This window comes from Variovorax sp. LjRoot290, assembly GCF_964253985.1.
Taxonomy (GTDB): Bacteria; Pseudomonadota; Gammaproteobacteria; order Burkholderiales; family Burkholderiaceae_C; genus Variovorax.
On sequence record NZ_CAXURW020000001.1, the window covers coordinates 4,832,339 to 4,856,381 of the forward strand.

The 24,043-nt window shown below is 68.8% G+C and carries 23 protein-coding genes; 2 read left to right on the forward strand and 21 right to left on the reverse strand.

What is annotated here, in order from left to right; all coding sequences use genetic code 11:
• The 18 genes from mraY to ACSQ9A_RS24000 all read right to left on the reverse strand — a co-directional run bounded on the left by mraY (position 1) and on the right by ACSQ9A_RS24000 (position 18,885).
• Complete coding sequence (mraY, locus tag ACSQ9A_RS23915) at positions 1–1,179, reverse strand: phospho-N-acetylmuramoyl-pentapeptide-transferase (RefSeq protein WP_093104012.1); 1,179 nt, start codon at positions 1,177–1,179, stop codon at positions 1–3.
• 16 nt (positions 1,180–1,195) lie between these two features.
• On the reverse strand, positions 1,196–2,614 hold the full coding sequence (locus ACSQ9A_RS23920) for a UDP-N-acetylmuramoyl-tripeptide--D-alanyl-D-alanine ligase (protein ID WP_436305453.1): 1,419 nt from the start codon (positions 2,612–2,614) through the stop codon (positions 1,196–1,198).
• A 23-nt stretch (positions 2,615–2,637) separates the two neighbouring features.
• A complete protein-coding gene (locus tag ACSQ9A_RS23925; RefSeq protein ID WP_436305455.1) occupies positions 2,638–4,122 on the reverse strand; it encodes a UDP-N-acetylmuramoyl-L-alanyl-D-glutamate--2,6-diaminopimelate ligase in 1,485 nt (494 codons plus the stop codon).
• Positions 4,122–5,879 carry a peptidoglycan D,D-transpeptidase FtsI family protein gene (locus tag ACSQ9A_RS23930; protein ID WP_436293630.1) on the reverse strand — a complete coding sequence of 586 codons (1,758 nt, stop codon included), beginning with the start codon at positions 5,877–5,879 and terminating at the stop codon, positions 4,122–4,124. Before ACSQ9A_RS23930 ends, ACSQ9A_RS23925 begins: the two co-directional genes overlap by 1 nt.
• Positions 5,876–6,238 carry a cell division protein FtsL gene (ftsL, locus tag ACSQ9A_RS23935; RefSeq protein ID WP_093104006.1) on the reverse strand — a complete coding sequence of 121 codons (363 nt, stop codon included), beginning with the start codon at positions 6,236–6,238 and terminating at the stop codon, positions 5,876–5,878. Before ftsL ends, ACSQ9A_RS23930 begins: the two co-directional genes overlap by 4 nt.
• A gap of 2 nt (positions 6,239–6,240) precedes the next feature.
• Positions 6,241–7,161: a 16S rRNA (cytosine(1402)-N(4))-methyltransferase RsmH gene (gene rsmH, locus ACSQ9A_RS23940; RefSeq protein WP_093104004.1), complete on the reverse strand. Its 921-nt coding sequence runs from the start codon at positions 7,159–7,161 to the stop codon at positions 6,241–6,243.
• Positions 7,162–7,169: 8 nt separating this feature from the next.
• The gene (gene mraZ / locus ACSQ9A_RS23945; RefSeq protein WP_093104177.1) at positions 7,170–7,598 is read right to left on the reverse strand and encodes a division/cell wall cluster transcriptional repressor MraZ; all 429 of its coding nucleotides are present in this window, start codon (positions 7,596–7,598) and stop codon (positions 7,170–7,172) included.
• A 259-nt stretch (positions 7,599–7,857) separates the two neighbouring features.
• A complete protein-coding gene (gene hslU, locus ACSQ9A_RS23950) occupies positions 7,858–9,183 on the reverse strand; it encodes an ATP-dependent protease ATPase subunit HslU (RefSeq protein ID WP_436305456.1) in 1,326 nt (441 codons plus the stop codon).
• 19 nt (positions 9,184–9,202) lie between these two features.
• Positions 9,203–9,748, reverse strand: coding sequence for an ATP-dependent protease subunit HslV (hslV, locus tag ACSQ9A_RS23955; protein WP_436293632.1), 546 nt, complete (start codon positions 9,746–9,748; stop codon positions 9,203–9,205).
• A 167-nt stretch (positions 9,749–9,915) separates the two neighbouring features.
• Positions 9,916–11,505 (reverse strand): STAS domain-containing protein, encoded by a 1,590-nt coding sequence (locus ACSQ9A_RS23960; protein ID WP_436305457.1) that lies wholly within the window; start codon positions 11,503–11,505, stop codon positions 9,916–9,918.
• 32 nt (positions 11,506–11,537) lie between these two features.
• Entirely contained in the window at positions 11,538–12,182 is a 645-nt protein-coding gene (gene dksA / locus ACSQ9A_RS23965; RefSeq protein WP_093104176.1) for an RNA polymerase-binding protein DksA, read from the reverse strand.
• 567 nt (positions 12,183–12,749) lie between these two features.
• The gene (locus tag ACSQ9A_RS23970) at positions 12,750–13,796 is read right to left on the reverse strand and encodes a CobW family GTP-binding protein (RefSeq protein ID WP_436305458.1); all 1,047 of its coding nucleotides are present in this window, start codon (positions 13,794–13,796) and stop codon (positions 12,750–12,752) included.
• Positions 13,797–13,876: 80 nt separating this feature from the next.
• A complete protein-coding gene (locus ACSQ9A_RS23975) occupies positions 13,877–15,079 on the reverse strand; it encodes a class I SAM-dependent rRNA methyltransferase (protein WP_436305459.1) in 1,203 nt (400 codons plus the stop codon).
• Entirely contained in the window at positions 15,076–16,092 is a 1,017-nt protein-coding gene (locus ACSQ9A_RS23980) for a tyrosine recombinase XerC (RefSeq protein WP_436305460.1), read from the reverse strand. Before ACSQ9A_RS23980 ends, ACSQ9A_RS23975 begins: the two co-directional genes overlap by 4 nt.
• Positions 16,076–16,693 (reverse strand): YdcF family protein, encoded by a 618-nt coding sequence (locus ACSQ9A_RS23985; RefSeq protein WP_436305461.1) that lies wholly within the window; start codon positions 16,691–16,693, stop codon positions 16,076–16,078. Before ACSQ9A_RS23985 ends, ACSQ9A_RS23980 begins: the two co-directional genes overlap by 17 nt.
• The gene (locus tag ACSQ9A_RS23990; RefSeq protein ID WP_093103992.1) at positions 16,690–17,379 is read right to left on the reverse strand and encodes a DUF484 family protein; all 690 of its coding nucleotides are present in this window, start codon (positions 17,377–17,379) and stop codon (positions 16,690–16,692) included. The genes ACSQ9A_RS23985 and ACSQ9A_RS23990 overlap by 4 nt, the downstream gene beginning before the upstream one ends.
• The gene (gene dapF / locus ACSQ9A_RS23995; protein WP_093103990.1) at positions 17,376–18,242 is read right to left on the reverse strand and encodes a diaminopimelate epimerase; all 867 of its coding nucleotides are present in this window, start codon (positions 18,240–18,242) and stop codon (positions 17,376–17,378) included. Before dapF ends, ACSQ9A_RS23990 begins: the two co-directional genes overlap by 4 nt.
• A 7-nt stretch (positions 18,243–18,249) precedes the next feature.
• The gene (locus ACSQ9A_RS24000) at positions 18,250–18,885 is read right to left on the reverse strand and encodes a 2-hydroxychromene-2-carboxylate isomerase (protein WP_436305462.1); all 636 of its coding nucleotides are present in this window, start codon (positions 18,883–18,885) and stop codon (positions 18,250–18,252) included.
• 21 nt (positions 18,886–18,906) lie between these two features.
• On the opposite strand from ACSQ9A_RS24000, the gene ACSQ9A_RS24005 reads away from it, so the two are divergent.
• Together ACSQ9A_RS24005 and ACSQ9A_RS24010 are read left to right on the forward strand one after the other, a co-directional pair.
• Positions 18,907–20,445, forward strand: coding sequence for a SidA/IucD/PvdA family monooxygenase (locus ACSQ9A_RS24005; RefSeq protein WP_436305463.1), 1,539 nt, complete (start codon positions 18,907–18,909; stop codon positions 20,443–20,445).
• Positions 20,445–21,341: a LysR family transcriptional regulator gene (locus tag ACSQ9A_RS24010; protein WP_436305464.1), complete on the forward strand. Its 897-nt coding sequence runs from the start codon at positions 20,445–20,447 to the stop codon at positions 21,339–21,341. Before ACSQ9A_RS24005 ends, ACSQ9A_RS24010 begins: the two co-directional genes overlap by 1 nt.
• Here the strand turns inward: ACSQ9A_RS24010 and ACSQ9A_RS24015 are convergent.
• The 3 genes from ACSQ9A_RS24015 to ACSQ9A_RS24025 are packed head-to-tail and all read right to left on the reverse strand — an operon-like array spanning position 21,329 to position 24,042.
• Positions 21,329–22,315 carry a tripartite tricarboxylate transporter substrate binding protein gene (locus ACSQ9A_RS24015; protein WP_436305465.1) on the reverse strand — a complete coding sequence of 329 codons (987 nt, stop codon included), beginning with the start codon at positions 22,313–22,315 and terminating at the stop codon, positions 21,329–21,331. The two genes, ACSQ9A_RS24010 and ACSQ9A_RS24015, sit on opposite strands and share 13 nt — an antisense overlap.
• A 49-nt stretch (positions 22,316–22,364) precedes the next feature.
• Positions 22,365–23,195, reverse strand: coding sequence for an amidohydrolase family protein (locus ACSQ9A_RS24020; protein ID WP_436305466.1), 831 nt, complete (start codon positions 23,193–23,195; stop codon positions 22,365–22,367).
• Entirely contained in the window at positions 23,170–24,042 is an 873-nt protein-coding gene (locus ACSQ9A_RS24025; protein ID WP_436305467.1) for an isocitrate lyase/PEP mutase family protein, read from the reverse strand. The genes ACSQ9A_RS24020 and ACSQ9A_RS24025 overlap by 26 nt, the downstream gene beginning before the upstream one ends.
• Position 24,043: the final 1 nt, after the last annotated feature.

Genomic DNA, 24,043 nt, shown 5'->3' on the forward strand with positions numbered 1-24,043 from the left:
CTACCGCAGCTTCAAGGTGGAAAGACCCACCAGGCACAACAGCATGGTGATGATCCAGAAACGCACCACGACCTGCGTCTCGCGCCAGCCGCTCTTCTCGAAGTGGTGGTGCAAGGGCGCCATCTTGAGCACGCGGCGGCCTTCGCCGAAGCGCTTCTTGGTGTACTTGAAGTAGGTCACCTGCGCCATCACCGAGATCGCCTCGACCACGAAGATGCCGCCCATGACGAAGAACACGATTTCCTGGCGCACGATCACCGCGATGGTGCCGAGCGCGCCGCCCAGCGCGAGCGCGCCCACGTCGCCCATGAAGACCTGCGCCGGATGGGTGTTGAACCAGAGGAATGCGAGCCCGGCGCCGGCCATGGCCGAGCAGAACACCAGCAGTTCGCCCGAGCCCGGGATGTGCGGGAACAGCAGGTACTTGGAATAGACCGCGCTGCCGGTCACGTAGGCGAACACGCCCAGGGCGGAGCCGACCATCACCACCGGCATGATCGCCAGGCCGTCGAGCCCGTCGGTCAGGTTCACCGCGTTGCTGGCGCCGACGATCACGAGGTAGGTCAGGATCACGAAGCCGATGCCGCCGAGCGGGTAGCTCACTTCCTTGAAGAAGGGCACCAGGAGGTTGATCTTGGGCGGAAAGTCGAGGTCGAAGCCCGAGCCGACCCAGCTGTAGAACAGCTCGAGCACGCGCCAGTTGGAGCTTTCGGAGATGCTGAACAGCAGGTAGAAGCCCGCCACCAGCCCGACCACCGATTGCCAGAAGTACTTCTCGCGCGAACGCATGCCTTCCGGATCCTTGCGCACCACCTTGCGCCAGTCGTCGACCCAGCCGATGGCGCCGAAGCCCAGCGTGACCCACAGCACGATCCAGACGAAGCGGTTGGACGGGTCGAACCACAGCAGCGTCGCGAAGGCGATCGAGAACAGCACCAGCACGCCGCCCATGGTGGGCGTGCCGCTCTTGGTCAGGTGCGTCTCCATGCCGTAGCCGCGTATCGGCTGGCCGATCTTGAGCGCGGCAAGGCGGCGGATCACGTAGGGCCCGGCCAGGAGGCCGACCAGCAGCGCGGTCAGCGCGGCCATCAGCGCGCGGAAGGTCAGATACTGGAAGACGCGCAGGAAGCCGAACTCCGGCGAGAGCGTCTGCAGCCACAGGGCGAGGCTCACTAGCATGATGCGCAGGCCGGGTTCATTGGCTGCCCTCCTTGTCTTGTTGTTCTTTGGCAGCCGCCGCGACGGCCTGCACCACACGCTCCATCTGCATGAAGCGCGAGCCCTTGACCAGCATGCTGGCCGTGCGCGGCACCTGCGCCAGGACCGCCGCGTTGAGTGCCGCGATGTCGTCGAAATGCCGGGCCTCGGCGCCGCCGGCGGCCTTGAAGGCCGCGATGCCGTGCGCCGATTCGCGGCCGAGCGCGAAAAGTGTTTCGATGCCGCGCTGGCTCGCCCATGCACCGACCTCGGCGTGGAATTGCGGTCCCTGGTCGCCGACCTCGCCCATGTCGCCCAGCACCAGGAGGCGCGGGCCCGGCAGGCCGCTCAACACATCGATCGCGGCGCGCACCGAGTCGGGGTTGGCGTTGTAGCTGTCGTCGACCAGCGTGATCGTGTGCCGACCCGCGAAACGCAGCTCGGTGGCCTTCGAACGCCCCTTGACCGGCTCGAACGCGGCCAGCCCCTCGGCAATCTTCTCGAGCGACACGCCGCTGGCGAGCGAGCAGGCCACGGCGGCGAGCGCATTGACCACGTTGTGCCGGCCGGCGATCCGCAGGGTGGACTTGATGTCGCCGAGCGGCGTGCGCGCCTCGAAGCGCCAGGCGTCGCCCCGCCATTCGGCGCCCGCCAGCGCGATGTCCGCGTCGGGCCGCTCGCCGAAGGTCAGGCAGCGGCGCGATGCACCCTCGTGCGCCATTTCGTTCCACAGCGAGGTGAAGGCGTCGCCGTAGGGGAACACGGCGGTGCCGCTGTCCGGCAGCGCGCTGATCGCCGCGCCGTTCTCGCGCGCCACCGCGTCGACGCTCGCCATGAACTCCAGGTGCTCGCGCTGCGCGTTGTTGACCAGCGCGATGGTGGGACGCGCAATCGCCGCCAGCCGCGCGATCTCGCCCGGGTGGTTCATGCCGAGCTCGACCACCGCGAGCTGGTGCTGTTCGCGCAGGCGCAGCAGCGTCAGCGGCACGCCGATCTCGTTGTTGTAGTTGCCGGCCGTCGCGAGCGCGCGCTCGGCACCGGCGGCGCGCAGGATCGACGCAATCATCTGCGTGACGGTGGTCTTGCCGTTGCTGCCGGTGACCGCGACCAGCGGCAGCTCGAACTGCGCGCGCCAGCCCGCAGCCAGGGCGCCGAGCGCAGCCAGCGTGTCCGGCACCTCGAGCCCCGGCAGCCCGGCGGCCGCCAGTCCGCGGTGCGCGATCGCAGCGACCGCGCCCCGCGCGCGCGCATCGGCCAGGAAGTCGTTGGCGTCGAAGCGTTCGCCCTTGAGGGCGACGAACAGGTCGCCGGCCGCCAGCGTGCGCGTGTCGGTGTGCACGCGCGAGACGGGCGTGGCGGGATCGCCGACCAGGCGCGCGCCCGGAATCCAGGCCTGTGCCTGGCCGAGCGTCATCATGGGTGTTCCTGGCTGATGAACGCTCATGCGCCACTCCTTAGCGTCAAGGCTTCGATCGCATGCGTTCGATCGGAAAACGCGATGCGCTCGCCGGCGATTTCCTGCCAGGCCTCGTGGCCGCGCCCGGCCAGCAGCACCACGTCTTCGGGCGCGGCCTGAGCCAGCGTCTCGCGGATCGCCTTCGCGCGGTCGGGCTCGACCTGGGCTGCCTCGGGACGCGCGAGCCCGAGGAGGATCTGGCTGATGATGGCGTTGGGCTTCTCGCTGCGCGGGTTGTCGCTGGTCAGGACCAGGCGGTCGGCCTGCTTTTCGGCCACCGCGGCCATCATGGGCCGCTTGGCGGTGTCGCGGTCGCCGCCGCAGCCGAACATGCACCAGAGCTGCCCGCCGCGCAGCCGCGCCAGCGGACGCAGGCCAGCCAGCGCCTTGTCGAGCGCGTCGGGCGTGTGCGCGTAGTCGACCACCGCCAGCGGCTGGCCCGCGATGGCGACGCGCTCCATGCGGCCCGGCACACTGTCGAGCCGCGCGCAGGCCGCCACCGCTTCCTTCAGCGACAGCCCGAGCGCGCGCAGCGTGCCCAGCACGCCCAGCAGGTTCGCGACGTTGTACTGGCCGATCAGCTGCGTCTTCAGGTGTTCGGCCGGCACGCCCTGCTCGACCACCGAGAACTGCAGGCCCTGCGCGTCGTAGCCGATCTCCGTCGCCCGGAGGCGGGCCGGCGCGCCGGCGGCCGACACGGTCCAGACGTCGAGTGCGCCGACGCCGCGCTCGATCAGGTTCGCGACCAGGCTGGCGCCGTGCACGTCGTCGATGTTGACCACCGCGGCGCGCAGGCCCGGCCAGCCGAACAGCTCGGCCTTGGCCTGCCAGTACGCATCCATGCTGCCGTGGTAGTCGAGATGGTCCTGCGTGAAATTGGTGAACACCGCGACCGCGATCCGCGTGCCGTCGAGCCGGCGCTCCGCGATGCCGATCGAGGAGGCCTCGATCGCACAGGCGCCGAAGCCGCGGTCCGCGTAGTTGCGCAGCTCGCGCTGCAGCATCACCGGGTCGGGCGTGGTCAGGCCGGTATAGCTCAGGTCCGGCGGCACGCCGATGCCCAGCGTGCCCATCACGGCACAGGGCGAGCGCCCCGCGAGCGCCTGCGCCAGCCACCAGGCGGTGGAGGTCTTGCCGTTGGTGCCGGTGACAGCAAGCACGTCGAGCCGGGTCGAAGGATCGTCGTGGTAGGCCGCGGCGATCGGCCCGGTCGCGGCCTTGAGGCCGACGTAGCGCGCAATGGTCTCGCCTTCGAAGCCGAAGGCCTCGACGCCCTCGGCTTCGACCAGGCAGGCCGCGGCGCCCTGCGCCAGCGCGGCCGCGACATGGCGCCGGCCGTCGGTGGCCGCGCCGGGCCAGGCGACGAAACCGTCGCCCGCGCCCACCGGCCGGCTGTCGGCATGCAGCACGCCGCGCACGCGGGCCTTGAGCCAGCCGGCGGCCTCGAGGGGACTGTGCAGCGTCAGCATCAGAAGCTCTCTTCCACGCCGTTGGTCACGACCAGCGGTTTGACTGCCATGTCGGGCGGGACGTTCATCATGCGCAGCGTCTGCTGCACGACCTCGCTGAACACGGGCGCTGCCACCAGGCCGCCGAAATACTGGCCGGCGCTCGGCTCGTCGATCATCACCGCCACGATGATGCGCGGTTTCTCGATCGGCGCCATGCCGGTGAACCAGGAACGGTACTTGTTGCTCGCATAGCCCTTGCCGACCTGCTTGTGCGCGGTGCCGGACTTGCCGCCCACCGAGTAGCCGATGGTCTGCGCGCGCTGGCCGGTGCCGCCGGGACCGGCCGCCATCTGCAGCATCTTGCGCACCGCGAGCGCGTTCTGCGGCGAGAACACCTTCACGCCCACCGCCGGGTCGGGGCTCTTGAGGATGGTCGCGGGAATGAGCTGGCCGTCGTGCGCGAAGGAGGTGTAGGAATGCGCCATCTGGAACAGCGAGGCCGACAGGCCGTAGCCGTAGGCCATGGTGGCCTGCTCGACCGGGCGCCAGCTCTTCCAGGGCCGCAGCCGCCCCGTCACCGCACCGGGGAACTGCAGCTGGGGCTTCTGGCCGTAGCCGAGCGCCGTGTAGGTGTCCCACATCTCGTGCGGGCTCATCTTCTGCGCGATCTTGAGCGCGCCGACGTTGCTCGACTTCTGGATCACGCCCTCGACCGTCAGCGTGCCGTAGTTGTGGGTGTCGCTGATGGTGAAGCCGCCGATGCTGAATCGGCCGGGGCCGGTTTCGATCAGCGTCTGCGGCTTGATGCGGCCGGCTTCGAGCGCCATCGCGACCGTGATCGGCTTCATCGTCGAGCCGGGCTCGAAGGTGTCGGTGAGCGCGCGGTTGCGCAGCTGCTCGCCAGTGAGGTTCTGCCGCTTGTCGGGCACGTAGCTCGGGTAGTTGGCCAGCGCCAGCACCTCGCCGGTGACGGCGTCGAGCACCACCACGCTGCCGGCCTTGGCCTTGTTGGCCGTCACCGCATCGCGCAGCTTCTGGTAGGCGAAGAACTGCACCTTGCTGTCGACGCTCAACTGGATGTCGCGGCCGTCGACCGGCGGGATCTGCTCGCCCACGCCCTCGACCACGCGACCGAGCCGGTCCTTGATGACGCGGCGCGCGCCCGCCTTGCCGGCCAGCTCCTTGTTGAACGCGAGCTCGATGCCTTCCTGGCCGTTGTCCTCGACGTTGGTGAAGCCCACCACGTGCGCGGCCGCCTCGCCCTCGGGGTACTGGCGCTTGTATTCCTTGCGCTGGTAGATGCCCTTGATGTTGAGCTCGGCGATGCGCTTGGCGATGGGCTCGTCGACCTGCCGCTTGATCCAGACGAAGGTCTTGTCCTCGTCCTCCAGCTTCTTGTCGAAGTCCTTCTGCGTCATCTCCAGCAGCCTGGCGACCTGTTTGAGCTTGGCCTTGACCTCGGGGTCGTCGCGCTCGATGTCCTCCGGAATCGCCCAGATGCTGGGCGCCACCACGCTGGAGGCGAGCAAGAGCCCGTTGCGATCGAGGATGCGGCCGCGGTTGGCCGGCAGCTCCAGCGTGCGCGTGAAGCGCACCTCGCCCTGGCGCTGGAAGAAATCGTTGCCGATCACCTGCACGTAGGCCGCGCGGCCGGCCAGCACCAGGAAGCCGAAGGCGATGCCGGCTACGATGAACTTGCTGCGCCAGACCGGGGTCTTGCTCGCGAGCAGCGGGCTGGTCGTGTATTGCACGCTGCGGCTGCTGCGGCGACTCATGGCGTGGCCCTCCGCGTCGTCGCCGCACGCGCCGGCGAGGCCGGCGTTGGCGCGGCTGCAGCCGCGGGCACCGCTGCAACCGCCGGGATCACGGTGCCGTCCTGCCGCACGTACTGGGTGATGGCCGGCGTGGTCGTGCGCATCCTGAGCTGCTCCTTGGCCAGCTTCTCCACGCGCAGCGGCGTTGCCTGCGCGCGCTTCTCGACCTGCAGCCGGTCGTGGTCGAGCTCGAGCCGGCGCGCCTCGTTCTGCACGCGGTGCAGCTCGGTGAACAGCTGGCGCGACAGGTACTGCGTGTGCACCAGGTAGATCGCCGAGGCCAGCACGGCCATGAGCAGGAGCAGGTTGAGGCGGGCCATGTTCAGGCTTCCGTGCGCTCGGCGACGCGCAGGATCGCGCTGCGCGCGCGGGGGTTGCCGTCCACCTCGGCCTTCGACGGCTTGACGCGTCCCAAAGCCTTCAGCTTCATCGCCTTCGGTGCAGCAAAGGGCGCGCGGCGGTCGTAGACCTCGCGCGAATGCTTGGCGATGAACTGCTTCACGATGCGGTCTTCCAGCGAGTGGAAGCTGATCACCGCGAGCCGGCCTTGGGGTTGCAGCACGGTAAGGCTCGCTTCTAGCGCCTGTTGCAGCTCTTCAAGCTCGGCGTTGATGAAAATCCGAAGAGCCTGAAATGTGCGCGTTGCAGGGTTCTGGCCCGGCTCGCGGGTTTTGACCGCGCCAGCCACGAGCTCGGCCAGCTCGGCGGTGGTTGAAATTGCGCCCCGTTCTTGTCGGCGAGCTGCAATCGCCTTTGCAATCTGAACAGCAAACCGTTCCTCGCCATAGTCACGAATCACCTCCGCAATCTGCTGTGGTTCGGCCGTTGCCAGCCATTCGGCCACGCTCTCGCCGCGCGTGGTGTCCATGCGCATGTCGAGCGGGCCGTCGAAACGAAAAGAAAAACCCCGTGCGGGGTTGTCGATCTGGGGGGAGCTGATGCCGAGGTCCATCAGCAGGCCGGCCACACTCGCCGGCGGCAGTTCCCCCACGTCCTTGAAACCCTGGTGCCGGATGGAAAAACGCGCATCCTCGATGCGCGCTGCTTCGGCCACCGCTTCCGCGTCCTTGTCGTACGCGATCAGCCGGCCGGCCGGCGCCAGCCTCTCGAGGATGGCGCGCGAATGGCCGCCGCGGCCGAAGGTGGCATCCACATAGGTGCCGGAGGCCCGCGACGCATCGGGAAGGAGGGCTTCCACCGCTTCCTTCAACAAAACCGTCGTATGGGTCCATGCCTGTTCCACTGCCGGCCTCAGAACGAAAAGTCCTGGAAAACATCGGGCATCTCGCCCTGCGTGGCTTCGGCCTCCTTGGCGTCGTAGGTGGCCTTGTCCCAGAGCTCGAAGTTGTTGCCCATGCCCAGCAACAGAACGTCGCGCGTGATCCCCGCCGCCGAGCGCAGCTCGGGCGAGATCAGCACACGGCCGGTGCCGTCCATTTCGACATCCATCGCATTGCCCAGGAAAACGCGCTTCCACCACTGTGCCGACATCGGCAGCGCGGCGATGCGCTCGCGGAATTTCTCCCACTCGGGACGAGGGAACAGCATCAGGCATCCGTGCGGATGCTTGGTGATCGTGAGCTGACCGGCCGCGGTGGCGCTCAGGACGTCACGATGCCGGGTCGGCACGGAGAGCCGCCCCTTGGCATCCAGACTGAGCGATGAAGCGCCTTGAAACACGACCACGAACCCCTGTGGTGGGAGGCGTCGCGCACCCAAAAGAGGCACCGCTCGACACTTTTTCCCACTTAACTGCACTTTTTTGCACTGTAGCAGGAAACACTTAGCGCGCAACGGGCCGTCGCAGGTATTTTTTGTAATGGAATCAACGACTTAGCGGTGTTTTTGCAATTCCAAGAACACCGAATTTCGTTGCAGATGAAGCACTTAGCTCACGCAATGAATGTGATGCGTGAACCGTACAAGTGAAAAGCGCCGATCAGAGGATGAATCGAGAGAGGTCTTCGTCGTGACTTAGTGCCGAGAGGCGTGCGTCCACGTAGGCGGCATCGATGCGGATCGCCTGGCCTTCGAGCTTGGTGGCGTCGAAGCTCACTTCGTCGAGCAGCCGCTCCATGACGGTCGACAGGCGCCGCGCGCCGATGTTCTCGGTGCGCTCGTTGACATCGTAGGCGATGCTCGCCAGCCGCGTGATGCTGTCGGGCGCGAATTCCAGCGTCACGCCCTCGGTCGCCAACAGCGCCTGGTACTGCTTCACCAGCGAGGCCTGGGTCTGGGTCAGGATGCTCTCGAAATCCGCCACCGAGAGCGACTGCAACTCGACGCGGATCGGGAAGCGGCCCTGCAATTCGGGGATCAGGTCGCTCGGCTTGCTCAGGTGAAAGGCACCGCTCGCGATGAAAAGGATGTGGTCGGTGCGCACCACGCCGTACTTGGTGGTCACGGACGTGCCTTCGACCAGCGGCAGCAGGTCGCGCTGCACGCCCTGGCGCGACACGTCGGCGCCCTGCGCCTCGGTGCGCGTGGCGACCTTGTCGATCTCGTCGATGAAGACGATGCCGTTCTGCTCGGCGTTGTGGATCGCCTGGGTGCGGATCTCGTCCTCGTTGACCAGCTTGGCGGACTCCTCGTCGATCAGCAAATGCATCGCCTCGCCGATCTTGAGCTTGCGCGTCTTGCGCCGGCCCTGACTCAGCTGGCCGAACATGCCGCGCAGCTGTTCGGTCATGTCCTCCATGCCGGCGGGGCCCATGATCTCGAGCGGCGCGCGCGCTTCGGCCAGGTCGATCTCGATCTCCTTGTCGTCGAGCTGGTGTTCGCGCAGCTTCTTGCGGAAGGCCTGCCGCGTGGCATTGCCGCTGCCGTCTGTGGCGGCGCCATCGGCCAAACGCGCCGGCGGCAGCAGCACGTCGAGGATGCGCTCTTCCGCCCCGTCCTCGGCGCGCATGCGCACCTTGGCGCTCTCGCTTTCGCGCGTCTGCTTGACGGCGATTTCGGCCAAGTCGCGGATGATCGAATCGACGTCCTTGCCGACGTAGCCGACCTCGGTGAACTTGGTCGCCTCGACCTTGATGAAGGGCGCATCGGCCAGGCGCGCAAGCCGGCGCGCGATCTCGGTCTTGCCCACGCCGGTGGGGCCGATCATGAGGATGTTCTTGGGCGTGATCTCGGCGCGCAGCTTTTCCTCGACCTGCTGGCGGCGCCAGCGATTGCGCAGCGCGATCGCCACCGCGCGCTTGGCGTCGGGCTGGCCGACGATGTGGTGGTCGAGTTCGGAAACGATTTCCTGGGGGGTCATGGACATGGATGGACTCGGAGCGGCCTCACAGGGTCTCTACCGTGTGATGCATATTGGTGTAAATGCAGAGTTCGCCCGCGATCTCGAGCGATTTCTTGACGATGTCGGCGGCGCTCATCTCGGTGTGGTCGACCAGCGCCTTGGCCGCGGCCTGCGCGTAGGCGCCGCCGGAGCCGATCGCGATGATGCCGTTCTCGGGCTCCAGCACATCGCCGCTGCCGGTGATGATCAGCGAGGTGGTGGCGTCGGCCACCGCCAGCATCGCCTCGAGCCGGCGCAGCACGCGATCGGTACGCCAGTCCTTGGTGAGCTCGATGGCGGCGCGCGCCAGGTGGCCCTGATGCTTTTCGAGCTTGGCCTCGAAACGCTCGAAGAGGGTGAAGGCATCGGCGGTCGCGCCGGCAAAACCGGCGAGCACCTTGCCGTGATAGAGCCGGCGCACCTTGCGTGCGCTGCCCTTGATGACGATGTTGCCGAGGGTGACCTGGCCGTCGCCGCCGATTGCGACCTGGTCGCCGTTCGGGGTCTTGCGCCGCACGCTGATGATCGTGGTTCCGTGAAATTGTTCCATCGAAGCAATATGGCGACGGCTGGCGCGAATGCAAGCCGAATAAGCGTAGTGCCCTCGTGAGCTTGAGAGACTATATCGGCCGCCGCCGGGCCGCCCCAAGGCGGCCGAGCCCCCCTCGGGGGGTGGAGAGAAAAACACGCAGCGAAGCGAAGTGAAAAGCCGGGGGCCTAGTTCGTTCTGACTGCGACCTCGGCGTGGTCGGCAATGCCGATCACGCCGAAGAAGGCCGCGATCAGCCGGTGCGCGTCCACGAAGGCCACGCGCTGTTCGCGCGCATCGCGGGCCGTGACCCAGTTCAGGAGCGTGCCGGCCGCCACGAAATCGATGCGCACCAGCGCCGCGCACGACACCGACAAGTTCGGTGCGCCGACCAGCTCCGCATCGAGTCGCTCCCAGGTCGAGAGCGACTCGCCCACGAGCTCCCCCGCCAGCGCGCTGTGGCCGATGGGTCCGGCCGGCGCCAGGTCGTCGCCGGGCTCGTCGTCGATGGCCGAGATCGCGAATCCGGACGCCGCCTCCGGTGCGGGCCCCTGCGGCTGTGCTTCGAGCTCGCCGAAATCGCCCTTCGGGTCTTCCCAGGGCGGCGGCGACACCTCGTAGGTGATGCAGTAGTTGAGCGCCAGCAGTTCGAATTCGTCGGCCCGGTGCATGACACGCAAGGCGGCCATGTGCAGCTGCCACCAAACCGCATCGACCTGGCGGTTGTTGACGGGCGTGGCCTCGGTGAGCACGATCAGCAGGCGATCGCTGCCGGCAAAGCGCAGTTGCACCGCCGAATCGGCCCAGTGGTTGAACAAGGCGCGCAGCGGCCCGGCGGCATCGGCTTCGATGGCGTCGAGCGCATTCCAGTCGAGCTTCCACGACGCGCCGGCCGCGGCGAGCGCACGGGTGAGGCCGAGCAGGCTTTCGCGCGTCAGCCGCGCGGGGCTCGCCCAGTCGGCGCCGCCGACCGGTGCCGCCCTCGGCGCCGATTCGCTATCGGCAGCCGCCGAGGCCTGGACATTGCGCGCCAGCGCGCGCAGCGAAATCCATTCGGGCGCAGCCCGCTTCATGTGCTGCGCATAGCGAACGCCGGCGGCCGCGAACTTCTCGGCATCGCCGGTGGCCCGGTAAAGGTCGAGCAAGGCGAGCCAGGTGTCGTCGTGATCGGCGCTCGGGCTGTCCGGTGCCAGCGTCTGCAACAGGATGGCTTCGGCGCCGGCATCGTCGCCGTGGGCGAAGCGGATGGCGGCTTCCTCGATGCTGCCGTCGTAGACGGAGCGTGCGCCCTGCTGCCCGGTCGCCCCGGGGGGCGGCGGCACGCCGGGTACGGTGTCGGCATAGGCGCGCGCATGCTGAGCGGCCATGTCGGAGTTCCGGGAAGCCGCGCCGTCGGGGCCGGCTGCGCCTCCAGGCCCGCGGTTCTTCCACCATTGCTGCGACATCTGCTCTTCGATCTCGTCGATCTTCTTGAGCGTGAGCGCCCGGCCCTCGGTCTTGCCCGAGGTGCTGCTGACGTTGAAGGAGGACGGCGTGGCCGCGGCATCCCGGCCGCCGGCCGCCTCGCGCTGGCGCAACTTGCGCAGCATGTCGAACTCACGGCGGCGCACGAAGTCGTTGCGCTGCCGCCGCTCGATCATTTCCTTGAGCATCTCGCGGCTGTAGCCGTTCTCGAGCTGCGACGACTCCTCGGCGTCGAGCTCGGACCAATCCTTGAGCGGATTGCGAACGAACTTCGCAACCTTCGACAACAAGCGACCGGAATCTTCCTTGGCCATGCGCAGCGTCTCCCCTTCGGCTTCGTGAAAGATCAGTCGCCGAACATCTTCTGCTTCAGTTCACGACGCTGTTGCGCCTCCAGGGACAGTGTGGCGGTCGGCCGGGCCAGCAGGCGGCCGACACCGATCGGCTCGCCGGTTTCGTCGCAGTAGCCGTAGTCGCCGGCGTCGATGCGCTGGATCGACTGCTCGATCTTCTTGAGCAGCTTGCGCTCGCGGTCGCGCGTGCGCAGTTCGAGCGCGTGCTCTTCCTCGATGGTGGCGCGGTCGGCCGGGTCCGGCACGACCACCGTGTCTTCGCGCAGATGCTCGGTGGTCTCGCCGGCGTTCTCGAGGATGCCGCGCTTGAGCTCCTGCAGCTTGAGGCGGAAGAAGGCCATCTGCTTCTCGTTCATGTACTCCGAATCCGGCATCGCGATCACCTCGGCATCGGTGAGTTCGTGGGCCGGCTTGCTCTTCCAGTTGTTGGCCAGCTTCGGGTCCTTCTTGACGGCGATGGGCGGCGGCGGCACCAGCGGGTTCGTCGTGATCTGGACGAAGCTCGATTTGGCCGCGGTGGAGGCCACCGACTGGGGCATGGAGGGCACGGTCAGCTGCGACAGCCGCGAAACGCGTCCGCCGCGTGCGGGGGCAGGCGTGGCGGCGGGGGTATTGGTGGGGGTGGTCGGAGTGGTCATGGAAGGTGTCGCCGTGGCGGGAGTGGAGGCGGCAGCCGCTTTTTTCACGGGAGTCGGTGATGCAGCATGTGCGGTGGCACGAGGGCCGGCCGCCTTGGTTGACGAAGCGCCTGCACTCGCCGTCGTGGTCTTGCTCTTGGCAGGGGCCTTCGACGGCGCGGCAGACTTGACTGGCTTGACCGGAGAAACCTTCTTCGCCGCGGGCACAGCCTTCTTGGCAGCCGGTGTCTTCTTGACCGCCGGCTTGGTCACGGGCTTGGCTTTGGCGACGGGTTTCTTCACGGTGACTGGCTCCTTCGACGAACGTTGTCAGGGTGCTCGCCGGTGGCGAACCCCGGGGTTATACCCCCGAAAGCAGGCCAGAAACGTGCGCAGTCCTATGCCGAAAGTCACACATCCCCATAAAGACAGGACAGGTGCGCTCCCGGAACAGGCGCGCGATTGTATAGACAAAGAATGTTGGCCCCCGGCTTTTCACTTCGCTACGCTGCGTGTAACTCCACCCCCCGAGGGGGAGGCGCAGCTCGCCTTGGGGCGCCCCGTCGGCGGCCGCCTCGCACTCGATCATCAGACCAGGCACTGCTCCAGGCCCTGCTCCAGGATTTCGCGCGGCAGGTCGATGCCGATGAAGACCATGCGGCTGTTGCGTTTTTCGTCCGCGCCCCAGGCCGGGCCGAGGTCGCTGCCCATCAGCTGGTGCACGCCCTGGAAGATCACCTTGCGCTCGGTGCCCTGCATGTGGAGCACGCCCTTGTAGCGCAGCATGCGCGGGCCGTAGATGTTGACGATGGCGCCCAGGAAATCCTCCAGCCGCGCCGGGTCGAAGGGCCGGTCGGCGCGGTAGACGAAGCTTTTCACGTCGTCGTCATGGTGATGGTGGTGGCCGTGGCCCTCGTTCGCATGCGAAGGGTGGTCGCAATCCTCGCCGTGTTCGTGGTCGTGGTGCTCGTGCTCGTCTTCCTTGAGAAAGTCCGGGTCGATGTCCAGCTTGGCGTTGAGGTTGAAGCCGCGCAGATCGAACACGTCTTTCAGCGGCACCTCGCCGAAATGCACCTTCTGCTGCGGCGCGCGCGGGTTCATGTGCTTGAGCCGGTGGATCAGCGCCTCGGTCTCGTCGGCGGCGACCAGGTCGCTCTTGCTGATGAAGATCTGGTCGGCAAAGCCGACCTGGCGGCGCGCCTCCTGGCGGTCGTTGAGCTGCTGCGGCGCATGCTTGGCGTCCACCAGCGTGAGGATCGAGTCGAGCAGGTAGCTCTCGGCGATCTCGTCGTCCATGAAGAAGGTCTGGGCCACCGGGCCGGGGTCGGCCAGGCCGGTGGTCTCGATCACCACGCGGTCGAAATCGAGCAAGCCCTTGCGCTTCTTGGCCGCCAGCAGTTGCAGCGCCTCGCGCAGGTCCTCGCGGATGGTGCAGCAGATGCAGCCGTTGCTCATCTGCACGATCTGCTCCTTCGACTCGGTGACCAGGATGTCGGTGTCGATGTTCTCTTCGCCGAATTCGTTCTCGATCACCGCGATCTTCTGTCCGTGCGCCTCGTTCAGGATGCGCTTCAGCAAGGTCGTCTTGCCGGCGCCGAGGAAGCCGGTCAGGATGGTGGCGGGAATGAGGGCCATGAAGTGCTCCGGGGGTGGAATCGGGGAAAGGCGGAAAGTTTAGCGACGGCGGTCCGGCCGCGCTCCGGCAAGGGCAAAAGCTATTTGCGCACCACCACCAGGCCCTTCAGGTACTCGCCCTCGGGGAACTCGATGGTCATCGGGTGGTCCGGCGCGGCGCCCAGGCGCTCGCTGATGTAGCCGTCGACGCCGGCATCGATGCCGGCGCCGGCCACGATCTTGTGGAACAGGTCGGCGCCGATGCCGCCCGAGCACGAAAAAGTCAAGAGCACGCCGCCCGGCGCCAGCAGCTTGAGCGCCAGCCGGTTGATGTCCTTGTAGGCCCGCGCGGCGCGCTCGGCGTGGGCGACGGTGGGCGCGAACTTGGGCGGATCGAGCACGATGGCGTCGAACACCCGTCCCTCCTCGATGAAGCGGCGCAGCGCGGCATTGACGTCGGCATCGAGGAACTCGGTGCGCGCGCCTTCGAAGCCATTCAAGGCGACATGCGCACGCGCACGCTCCAGCGCCGGCAGCGAGGAATCGATGGACACCAGCTCGGCGCCCTCGACCGCGCCGGCCGCCTTCAAGCCCGCGAGCGCCGCGACCGTGAAGCCGCCGGTGTAGCAGAAGCAGTTGAGCACGCGGCGAAAGCGGCGATGCCGGGCCAGTTCGGCAAAGCGCCGGCGGCTGTCGCGCTGGTCCAGGTAGAAGCCGGTCTTGTGGCCGGTCGCGATGTCGAGCGTGAGCTGCCAGTCGTGCTCGCGGATCGTGAGCTCTGTGGGACCGCTGCCGCGCAGCCAGCCGGTCTGCGGCGCGAGGCCCTCGCGCTCGCGGCCGCTCGCGTCGGAGCGTTCGTAAAGTTTTGCAAGACCGGTGGCAGCCAGCAAAGCATCGGCCAGCACCTCCTTCCAGCGCTCCACGCCGGCCGACAGGAACTGCGCCACCAGCGTGTCGCCATAGCGGTCGACGATCAGACCCGGCAGACCGTCGGCCTCGCCGTGAACCAGCCGCACGCCGTCGCTCTGCAGGTCGAAGAGCTGCCGGGCTGCGACCGCACTCGCGACACGCGCCGCAAAAAAGGCCGCGTCGATGCGCTGCTTCTCGTCGAAGCTCCAGGCGCGGGCGCGAATCTTCGAATGCGGGCTGAAGGCCGCCCAGGCGAGGAACTTGCCCTCGTCCGATTCGATGCGCACCGTCTCGCCCGCATCGCCGCCGCCTTTGGCGATCGCCGATTCGAAGACCCATGGATGGCGGCGCTGCAGCGAGCGCTCCTTGCCGGGCCGAAGACGCAGAAGTTTCATGGCTTGTTCTTGCTTTTATGGGCGCGCACCGATGCGCCCTCGTCGCGCGCGTGCGCCCGCGGATGCGCCGCATCGTAGGCCTTGGCCAGGTGCTGGAAATCCAGCCGCGTGTAGACCTGCGTGGTTGCGATGTTGGCGTGGCCCAGCAGCTCCTGCACCGCGCGCAGGTCGCTGCTGGACTGCAGCACGTGGCTGGCAAAGGAATGGCGCAGCATGTGCGGATGCACCGGCGCGGCCAGGCCGGCCTTGAGGCTGCGCTGGCGCAGCTGCTTCCAGACCGAATGGGGGGAGAAACGCAGGCCGTTGCGGCCGATGAATAGCGCGGCGGCATTCGCCGGATCGCGCAGTCGGGCGGCCTCGAGCGCGCTGCATTCGTCGCGCACCGCGAGCCAGGCCGCAAGCGCCTCGGCCGCCTTGGCGCCCACCGGCACGATGCGGCGCTTGCTGCCCTTGCCGAGCACGCTGGCTTCCTGCGCATCGAGATCGACCCAGCCGCGCGCGGTGTTGCTGGCGCGCACGTCCAATCCGGTCAGTTCGCCGACGCGCAGGCCGCAGCCGTAGAGCAGTTCGACGATCGCGCGATCGCGCGCCTCGGCCCAGGGGTCGGCATCGGCGTCGTGCAGGTCGGCGAGCTGCACGGCCTCGTCGACCGCCAGCGCCTTCGGCAAGGGCCGAGCTGCCTTGGGCGCATGAACGTCCTGCACCGGGTTCGCGCCCACCAACCCCTCGTTGCCGAGCCAGCGGTAGAAGCCGCGCCAGCACGAGAGCACCAGCGCGATGCCGCGCGCTTCGCGGCCGGCGCTGTGCAGCTGCGCCATCCAGCGCCGCACGTGGGCGGTCTGGACCTTGTCGAGCGCCAGACCACCCGCCTGGGTCTTCTCGGCCAGCGTCTTCAGATGGATGGCGTAGAGCTCGACGGTGCGCGCCGCGAGCCGGCGTTCCACGCGCACGTGCTCGAGGTACTTCTCGACCAGTGCCGGGGTCGCGATCTGCGACTCAGTGGAGGTATCCATTGGAGGCATTGTTCACGATGGCAAGCGGCTCGCGCAACGCGCCCTTGAAGAGCATGCCCCAGCGGCGCCAGCAGGAGGTCGGCGCCGCGGCGTATTGCAGCTCGAACATCCGGTCGAAGCCGGCCGCGCGCGCCAGGCGCTCCACGCGCCACAGGTGGTAGGGCTCGGACACGATGATCACGCTCTTCACGCCGGCTGCCTGCAGCACGGCGCGCGACATCGAGAGGTTCTCGCGCGTCGTCGACGACACGGGCTCCAACAGCAGCGTGCCCGTGTACCCGGCGTCGCGCGCATGCTGCTGCATCACCTCGGCCTCGACGCGCCCGTCCTCGCGGTCGATGCCGCCGGACAGCACGAGCTGGCGCACACGCCCCTCCCGCGCCAGCGCGATGCCGGTGTCGACACGGCCGGTGAGGCAGGGGTTGGGCTTGCCGTCGCGATACGCGCGGTTGCCGAGGATCAGTGCCGCATCGGCCGCGCGCTGGGGCGGATGGCCCAGCAGGTCGAGCGCATGCAGCCAGATCGTGATCGCGATGGCTGCATAGCCCAGCAGCAGGACCCCCAGCGCGCCGAGTACCGCGCGCCTGAAGCCGCGGATCAAGGCCGCAGCCGCGAGAGCGCGCCCGAGGCCAGCTCGGCGATGCGCTCCAGGAAGTCGGTGCCCATCTCGGCATTGAAGCGCTGCGCGTCGGGCGATGCCAGCACCAGCAGGCCGAAGGCCGGCGCTTCGGCGTCGGGCCGCAGCGGAATCAGCGCGATCGACACCGCGGCACGCGGCTCGGCCAGCCAGTTGGCGGCTTCGAAGCCAGCATTCAGGCCGCAGTACGGCGCCGTCAGCGAGGTGGCCAGCGCCTTCACGTCGTCGCTGACCCACTGCGCGTACGGCTCGTTGAGGTAGCTGCTGTCGCAGTCCCAGATCTTGATCGCGGTCTGCGGCACCAGGAACAGCGTCTGCAGCTGCTCCGCGATCTGGGTCGGCAGCCCGCGCGGGTCGCGCGTGGTCAGGAGGCCTCGCGTCCAGCGCTGCAGCCGGTCGGCCGTGACCACGTTCTCGGTGCCATGGCGCACCATGTCCATCACCCGGTGCTCCAGCGCCTTGATCTTCTCGCGCAGCATCTCGGCCTGCCGTTCCTGCAGGCTCACCGCGCGGTTGCCGTGCGGGCTGGTGAGCTGCACCTGGCCCAGCAGCTGCGCATGGCGTTCGAAGAAGTCCGGCGTGTTCGAGAGGTAGTTGGCGATGTCGTCTTCGGTGATCGGGTTCATGGCGTTGGAGTTGAATTTGTTCATGGCACTTCGATTTCGCCTTCGAACACGGTGTCGGCGGGCCCGGTCATCAGCACCGGAGCGCCGTCGCCGGCCCATTCGATGGTGAGCAGTCCGCCGCGGGTCTGGACGTCGACCCCGGTGTCGAGCCGGCCGAGACGGATGCCCGCGACCACCGCGGCGCAGGCGCCGGTGCCGCAGGCCAGCGTTTCGCCGGCGCCGCGCTCGAACACGCGCAGGCGCACGTGCGTGCGGTCGACGACCTGCATGAAGCCGGCGTTGACGCGCTGCGGGAAGCGCGGATGGTGCTCGATCGCCGGACCCTGGGTGGCCACCGGCGCCGTCTCGACGTCCGGCACGATCTGCACCGCATGCGGGTTGCCCATCGACAGCACGGCCACCGACACCTTGGCGCTTTCGGCGTGCGTGCCCAGGGTCAGGTGCCAGGTGTGCCAGGCGCCGTCGTGCTGCGGGTCGAGGCCGGCGGTGTCGAAGGGCACGCGTGCGGGCTCGAAGATCGGCGCGCCCATGTCGACCGTCACGCGGCCGTCGGCGCCCATGTGCGGCTCGATCACGCCCGAGAGCGTCTGCACGCGCACCGTGTCCTTCGGCGTGAGGCCGTGCTCGCGCACGAAGCGCATGAAGCAGCGCGCGCCGTTGCCGCACTGCTCGACCTCGCCGCCGTCGGCGTTGTGGATCACGTATTGGAAATCGATGCCCGCCGCCGGCGAAGGCCGCACGGTGAGGATCTGGTCGGCGCCGACGCCGAAGTGGCGGTCGGCCAGGAAGCGGTACTGCGCCGCACTCAGGCCCAGCGCGCCACGGGTTTCGTCCAGCACGACGAAGTCGTTGCCGGCGCCCTGCATCTTGGTGAAGCGGATTCGCATCGGGGGATTATCCGCCGCGGCCAGCCCTGATCCGGTCGAGCGCCCGGTCGAGGAAGGCCAACCGGTCCTGCCCCCAGAAGCGCTCGCCCTCGAGGATGAAGGTCGGCGCGCCGAACACGCCCTTCTCCACCGCCTCGGCGCTGTTGGCACGGTAGCGGGCCTGGGTTTCGGGCCCCTGCTCCAGCGCCTGCAGCGCGGCGCCGTCGTAGCCGTTCTCGTCGGCGACCGCGATGCGCACCGCGGCATCCGAGGTGTCGCGTTCCTCGGCCCACAGCGCGCGCAAGAGCGCATGCGAGAGCGGCTGCGCATCGAGCCCCTGCAGCTGGGCGGCGATCACCATCCAGCCCGGGCACTTGTTCCAGTTCGGATCGGCCGGCGGGCCCTTGGGATAGTGCTTCGGCTCCAGGTTGAGCGGCATGCCCAGGTACTCGCGCCAGCGCGCGAGTTCGAGCGCATGGTAGGTGCGGCGCGGCTCGGGCCGCGTCTTGAGCGGAATGCCGCCGGTGTGCGGCACCACGGCCTGGAAATCGTAGGGCTTGAGCACGAGCCGCACGTGGTGGCGGCGCACGATGTCCTGCAGTTGCGGACCGCCGAGATACGCCCAGGGCGAAGAGAGGCTGTAGTAGCAGTCGAGTTCGATCATGTTCTGGATTATCTTCAGGCGATGCCTGACGACCTCTCTTCCGACGCCCTGCCGCCGGTGCCTGTGCAATTCACCGCGAGCCCGCGCGATGCGGCGGCGCTCGAAAAGCTGGCTGCGCAAGTGCGCGCCGATCTCGAGCGCATCAACCTGCCGCCGCCCGCCTGGGTGCTGCCGGCCGAATCGGCCGATGCCGACACGCCGGTGCTCGACGTGCTGGTGGCCGGCGCCGGCATGTGCGGCCAGACCGCCGCCTTCGCATTGCGCAAGGAAGGCGTGACCCACATCCGCGTGATCGACCGCGCCGCGCGCGGCGACGAAGGCCCATGGGGCACCTATGCGCGCATGCTCACGCTGCGCAGCCCCAAGCAGGTCGGCGGCCCCGAGCTCGGCGTGCCATCGCTGTCTTTCCGCGCCTGGTACGAGGCGCAGCACGGCATCGAAGGCTGGGCTGCGCTGCACAAGATCGGCCGCATCGACTGGCGCGACTACCTGCTGTGGGTGCGCGACACCGTCGGCCTGCCGGTGGACAACGGCGTCGCGCTGCGCTCCGTGTCGCACAGCGACGATGGGCGGCTGCTCGCGGTCGAACTCACGGACCCGCAGGGCCGGCGCGAAACCGTACGCACGCGGCAGCTGGTGCTGGCGCTGGGCCGCGACGGCAGCGGCGCGCCGCGCTGGCCGTCTTTTCCGTCCTTGCGGCGCGACGACCCGCACGCGGCCGGCCGGGTGTTCCATTCGGCCGACGCGATCGACTTCGCCTCGCTCGCCGGCAAGCGCATCGGCGTGCTGGGCGCCGGCGCCTCGGCCTTCGACAACGCGGCCTGCGCGCTGGAGGCCGGTGCCGCGGAGGTCGTGCTGTTCGCGCGCCGGCCGCAATTGCCGCAGGTCAACAAGAGCAAGGCCGCATCAAGCCACGGCTTCCTGCGCGGCTTCGAAGGTCTGGACGATGCGCGCAAGTGGCGCGTCTACACCTACATCTTCGACGAGCAGGTGCCGCCGCCCTGGGAAACCGTGCGCCGCTGCGATGCGCATGCGGCCTTCACGCTGCTGCTCGGCACGCCCTGGCTGGACGTGGCGCCCGATGCGCAAGGCGTGGAGGTCAGCACGCCGAACGGCGGCAGCGAACGCTTCGACGCCGTGATCTTCGGCACCGGCTTCGACGTCGACCTGCTCGACCGCCCCGAGATCGCGCGCTACACGCCGCTGGTCGACACCTGGGCCCAGCACGTGCTGCCCGAGGAGGCGCAGCGCTATCCCGAGCCGGCGCGCTTCCCCTACCTGGGTGCGGGCTTCGAACTGCGCGGCCGCACGGGCGTCGCCGGCAGCACCGAGGCCGAGGCGCTCTCGCGCATGCGCCTGTTCAACTGGGGCGCCACCATGAGCCACGGCGCGCTGGCGGGTGACATCCCCGGCCTCGCGATCGGTGCCACGCGCCTGGCCCACGCGATCGCGCGCGACCTGTTCGTCGAGGACGCCGACCGCCACTGGGCGCGCCTGCTGGCACACGATGAGCCGGAACTGATCGCGACCCGCTGGTACGCGCCGGACAAGCGAAGCTGATGGACACCCGCCAGATGCGCTGCATCCTCGCGGTCAGCGAGGCCGGCAGCCTCACGCGCGCGGCCGAGCAATTGGGCCTCGCGCAGCCGGCGCTCACGCAGACGCTGAACCGGCTCGAGCGCGAGATCGGCACGCCGCTCTTCACGCGCACGCGGCGCGGCGCCACGCTGACCGAGGCCGGCCTCGCGATCGTGGAGGACGTTCGCGCCAGCCTGGCCCACGCCGACGCGGCGGCCGAGCGCGCACGGGCCATGGCGGCGGGCCGCGCAGGCCGGCTCACCATCGGCTTCGTGACCCATGCCATCTACGAGGTGTTGCCGCGCGCGCTGCGCCTGCTGCGCGCCGCCCATCCGCAGCTCGACGTGGTGCTGCGCGAGATGAGCAATGCCGAGCAGGTCGACGCGCTGGCGGGCGGCCGCATCGACATCGCGCTGCTGCATCCGCCCGTGTCCTTCAATGCCAAGGTGAACGAGCTGCGCCTGGGCGAGGAGCCGATGGTGGCCGCACTGCCCGCCGGCTACGAGGTGGCAGCCGACGGTTGCGTGTCCCTGGCCGAGATCGCGCAGCATGGGCTGGTCTGGTTTCCCGAGCAGCAGATTCCGGCCTTGCGCAGCCAGCTGCTGGGCGCGATCCGCCGCGCCGGCCATCAGGTGCAGGTGGTGCAGGACGCCAACCGCACGCTGACCGTGCTGGCCTGCGTGGCCGCAGGCCTCGGCTGGTCGCTGCTGCCGCGCTCGGTGCATGCGCTGCGGCACGAAGGCGTGCGCTATGCCGAGGTGCGCGACGGCGCGGACCTGCCCGCCTTCGAGCTGTCGGCGATGTGGCTGGCGCGCTCGCGACCCACCTTTGCCGATGCGTTCGCCGAATTGCTGGGCCCCGTACCTCAATCGAGCTGAAGCTTGTTCTCCTTGGCGAGCCGGCTCCACTTCGCGAGCTCGGCGCGGCGGAACGCATCGAGCTCTGACGGATCGGAGCCGATCACCTCGGCGCCCATGGCCTCCAGCCGCTGGCGCACCTCCGGGTCCTTGACGGTGGCGGCGATCTCCTTCGAAAGCCGCGCGATCACCGCAGCCGGCGTGCCCGCCGGCACGAAGACCGCATTCCACTCGTACATCTCGTAGCCCGGCAGGCCCGACTCCGCGAGGGTCGGCACCTCGGGCAGCACCGGCGAGCGCGTCTTGCCGCCGATTGCGAGCGGCCGCAGCTTGCCGCTCTGGATGTAGGGCATGCCCGAACCCAGGCTGGCGAAGAACACCGGCACCTGGCCCGCCATGACGTCGGTGAGCGCCGGGCCGCCGCCCTTGTAGGCCACGTGCGTCATGCGCGTCTTGGCCATCGAATCGAAGAGCTCGGCCGCCAGGTGCGGCGAGGAGCCGTTGCCCGAGGAGGCGTAGTTGATCTCCCCCGGCCGCGCCTTGGCTTGGGCGATCAGGTCCTTGATGCTCGCGATCGGCGCACCGGGATGCACCACGAGGATGTTGGGCACCTTGACCAAGAGCGAGACCGGCGCGAAGTCGCGCAGCGTGTCGAAGGGCATCTTGCTGCGCAGCGCCGGGTTCTGCGCATGGTTGGAGGCATCGAGCATCAAGGTATAGCCGTCGGCCGGGCTCTTGGCGACGATGTCGCCGCCGATCGCGCCGCCGGCGCCGCCGCGGTTGTCGATCACCACCGGCTGGCCGAGCCGGGCCGAGAGCTTGGGCCCGATGATGCGCGCCACCGCATCGACCGTGCCGCCCGGCGGATAGGTCACGACCAGGCGCACCGGCTTGGCCGGCCAGGCTTGCGCCTGTGCGCCGAGGGCTGCGAGCAGCAAGGTCGCGCCGCCCGCGGCACGGATGATGGCGCGCACGAGGCGCGAGGGATGGAACATCGGTGTCTCCTTCGGGCGCCGATGCCGGCGCCCCTTTTATGTTGATGACTCAGGCGAAACGGAACAGCGCGGCGGGTGTGTTGACCAGGATGCGCCGGCGCGCCTCGGCATCCGGCACCCAGTCGGCCAGCGCCGCCTGGGTGGATCCGTAATCGGCCAGATCCTGGTGTTGCGTGTGCGGCCAGTCGCTGCCCCACAGCAGGCGGCCGGCACCCAGCGCCTGCAGCAGGGCCTGTGCAGCGGCGCGGGCCGCGCTGCCGCGCTGGTCGGGCCAGTTGCGGTAGGCCGCGGAGAGCTTGACCCACACGCGCCCGGTCGAAGCGCTGCGCAGCAGCCAGGCGAAGCCTTCGTCGTCGCCGGGCGCCGGGCCGGGCCGGCCGAAGTGGTCCACCACCAGCTTGCAGCCGGCATCGAGGATGGACTGCCCGACCAGCGGCAGGTCGTGCGATTCGCGATGCAGCTCCACATGCCAGTCGAGCACACGCACACGCTCGAACAGGCGCTGCCATTCGGCAAGCGCGAAGTCGGGAATGGGCAGCCCGACGAGGTTGAGCCGGATGCCGCAGACGCCTTGCCGGTCCAGCGCCGCCAATTCGTTCTCGCCGATGCTCGGCTCGACGATCACGACGCCGCGCAGCCGCTCTGGACAGGCGCGCAGCGCATCGAGCAGGAAGCTGTTGTCGGTGCCCAGGAAGCTCGGCTGCACCAGCACCGCATGCGAGACCGCATGCGCGTCGAGCAGCGCGAAGTAGTCGGGCAAGAGCGCGTCGTAGTCGGGCGCGTGGCGATGCACCGGCGCCAGCCGCAGGCCGCGCCGGAACACGTGGGCGTGGCTGTCGATCGCGGCGATCGCCTCAGGCATAGCGCGCATCGAGCTCATCGAATTCCTTCTTGCGCACCAGCGCCTGACGCTCGGCGAAAGTCGCGACCAGGCCGCTCGCCTCGTCCAACCGGCCGCGCTCGCGCAGGCCTTGCAGCGCCAGCGTCATGCCGCGCACCGCGCCCTGCAGCGCCGCGTTGGCATAGAGCACCAGGCCGAAGCCCATGGCGCCGAACTCGGCCGCGTCCAGCGTCGGCGTCTTGCCACCGATCACCACGTTGACCACCTGCGGGCAGGCCAGCTCGCGCGGAATGCGGCGCAGCGCTTCCAGCGACTCGGGCGCCTCCACGAAGGTGATGTCGGCCCCGGCCTCGGCATAGGCCGCGGCGCGCGCGATCGCAGCGTCGATGCCTTCGACCGCGGCCGCGTCGGTGCGCGCGATCACCAGGAAGTCGGCATGCACCCGGGCATCGACCGCCGCCTTCACCTTGCCGAGCATCTCGCCCTGCGCGATCACCGCCTTGCCCTCGAAGTGCCCGCACTTCTTGGGGTTCACCTGATCTTCCAGCTGGATCGCGTTGGCGCCGGCGCGCTCCAGCGTGCGCACCGTGTGCTGCACGTTGAGCGCATTGCCGAAGCCGGTGTCGGCGTCGACGATGATGGGCAGCTTCACCGCATCGCGCAGCGCGGCCGTGTGCTGCGCGAGATCGCCCAGGTGGACGAAGCCCAGGTCGGGGATGCCGTAGAAGGTGTTGGTGAGCCCGGCGCCGCTCAGGTAGACGGCCTCGAAACCGAGCTCCTCGATGACGCGCGCGGCCAGCGCGTTGGCCGCGCCCGGCACCAGCAGGCCGCGCTTGGCTTCGACCTTTTGCCGCAACAGCGTGCCGGGATGGATGGCCTTCGTCATC

What these genes read in the sequence shown, in the direction of transcription:
- mraY (WP_093104012.1), bottom strand. Translation starts at nt 1,179, where the DNA reads ATGCTAGTGAGCCTCGCCCTGTGGCTGCAGACGCTCTCGCCGGAGTTC.
- ACSQ9A_RS23920 (WP_436305453.1), bottom strand. Translation starts at nt 2,614, where the DNA reads ATGATGACGCTCGGCCAGGCACAGGCCTGGATTCCGGGCGCGCGCCTG.
- ACSQ9A_RS23925 (WP_436305455.1), bottom strand. Translation starts at nt 4,122, where the DNA reads ATGCTGACGCTGCACAGTCCCCTCGAGGCCGCCGGCTGGCTCAAGGCC.
- ACSQ9A_RS23930 (WP_436293630.1), bottom strand. Translation starts at nt 5,879, where the DNA reads ATGAGTCGCCGCAGCAGCCGCAGCGTGCAATACACGACCAGCCCGCTG.
- ftsL (WP_093104006.1), bottom strand. Translation starts at nt 6,238, where the DNA reads ATGGCCCGCCTCAACCTGCTCCTGCTCATGGCCGTGCTGGCCTCGGCG.
- hslU (WP_436305456.1), bottom strand. Translation starts at nt 9,183, where the DNA reads ATGTCCATGACCCCCCAGGAAATCGTTTCCGAACTCGACCACCACATC.
- hslV (WP_436293632.1), bottom strand. Translation starts at nt 9,748, where the DNA reads ATGGAACAATTTCACGGAACCACGATCATCAGCGTGCGGCGCAAGACC.
- ACSQ9A_RS23960 (WP_436305457.1), bottom strand. Translation starts at nt 11,505, where the DNA reads ATGGCCAAGGAAGATTCCGGTCGCTTGTTGTCGAAGGTTGCGAAGTTC.
- dksA (WP_093104176.1), bottom strand. Translation starts at nt 12,182, where the DNA reads ATGACCACTCCGACCACCCCCACCAATACCCCCGCCGCCACGCCTGCC.
- ACSQ9A_RS23970 (WP_436305458.1), bottom strand. Translation starts at nt 13,796, where the DNA reads ATGGCCCTCATTCCCGCCACCATCCTGACCGGCTTCCTCGGCGCCGGC.
- ACSQ9A_RS23975 (WP_436305459.1), bottom strand. Translation starts at nt 15,079, where the DNA reads ATGAAACTTCTGCGTCTTCGGCCCGGCAAGGAGCGCTCGCTGCAGCGC.
- ACSQ9A_RS23980 (WP_436305460.1), bottom strand. Translation starts at nt 16,092, where the DNA reads ATGGATACCTCCACTGAGTCGCAGATCGCGACCCCGGCACTGGTCGAG.
- ACSQ9A_RS23990 (WP_093103992.1), bottom strand. Translation starts at nt 17,379, where the DNA reads ATGAACAAATTCAACTCCAACGCCATGAACCCGATCACCGAAGACGAC.
- dapF (WP_093103990.1), bottom strand. Translation starts at nt 18,242, where the DNA reads ATGCGAATCCGCTTCACCAAGATGCAGGGCGCCGGCAACGACTTCGTC.
- ACSQ9A_RS24000 (WP_436305462.1), bottom strand. Translation starts at nt 18,885, where the DNA reads ATGATCGAACTCGACTGCTACTACAGCCTCTCTTCGCCCTGGGCGTAT.
- ACSQ9A_RS24005 (WP_436305463.1), top strand. Translation starts at nt 18,907, where the DNA reads ATGCCTGACGACCTCTCTTCCGACGCCCTGCCGCCGGTGCCTGTGCAA.
- ACSQ9A_RS24010 (WP_436305464.1), top strand. Translation starts at nt 20,445, where the DNA reads ATGGACACCCGCCAGATGCGCTGCATCCTCGCGGTCAGCGAGGCCGGC.
- ACSQ9A_RS24015 (WP_436305465.1), bottom strand. Translation starts at nt 22,315, where the DNA reads ATGTTCCATCCCTCGCGCCTCGTGCGCGCCATCATCCGTGCCGCGGGC.
- ACSQ9A_RS24020 (WP_436305466.1), bottom strand. Translation starts at nt 23,195, where the DNA reads ATGAGCTCGATGCGCGCTATGCCTGAGGCGATCGCCGCGATCGACAGC.
- ACSQ9A_RS24025 (WP_436305467.1), bottom strand. Translation starts at nt 24,042, where the DNA reads ATGACGAAGGCCATCCATCCCGGCACGCTGTTGCGGCAAAAGGTCGAA.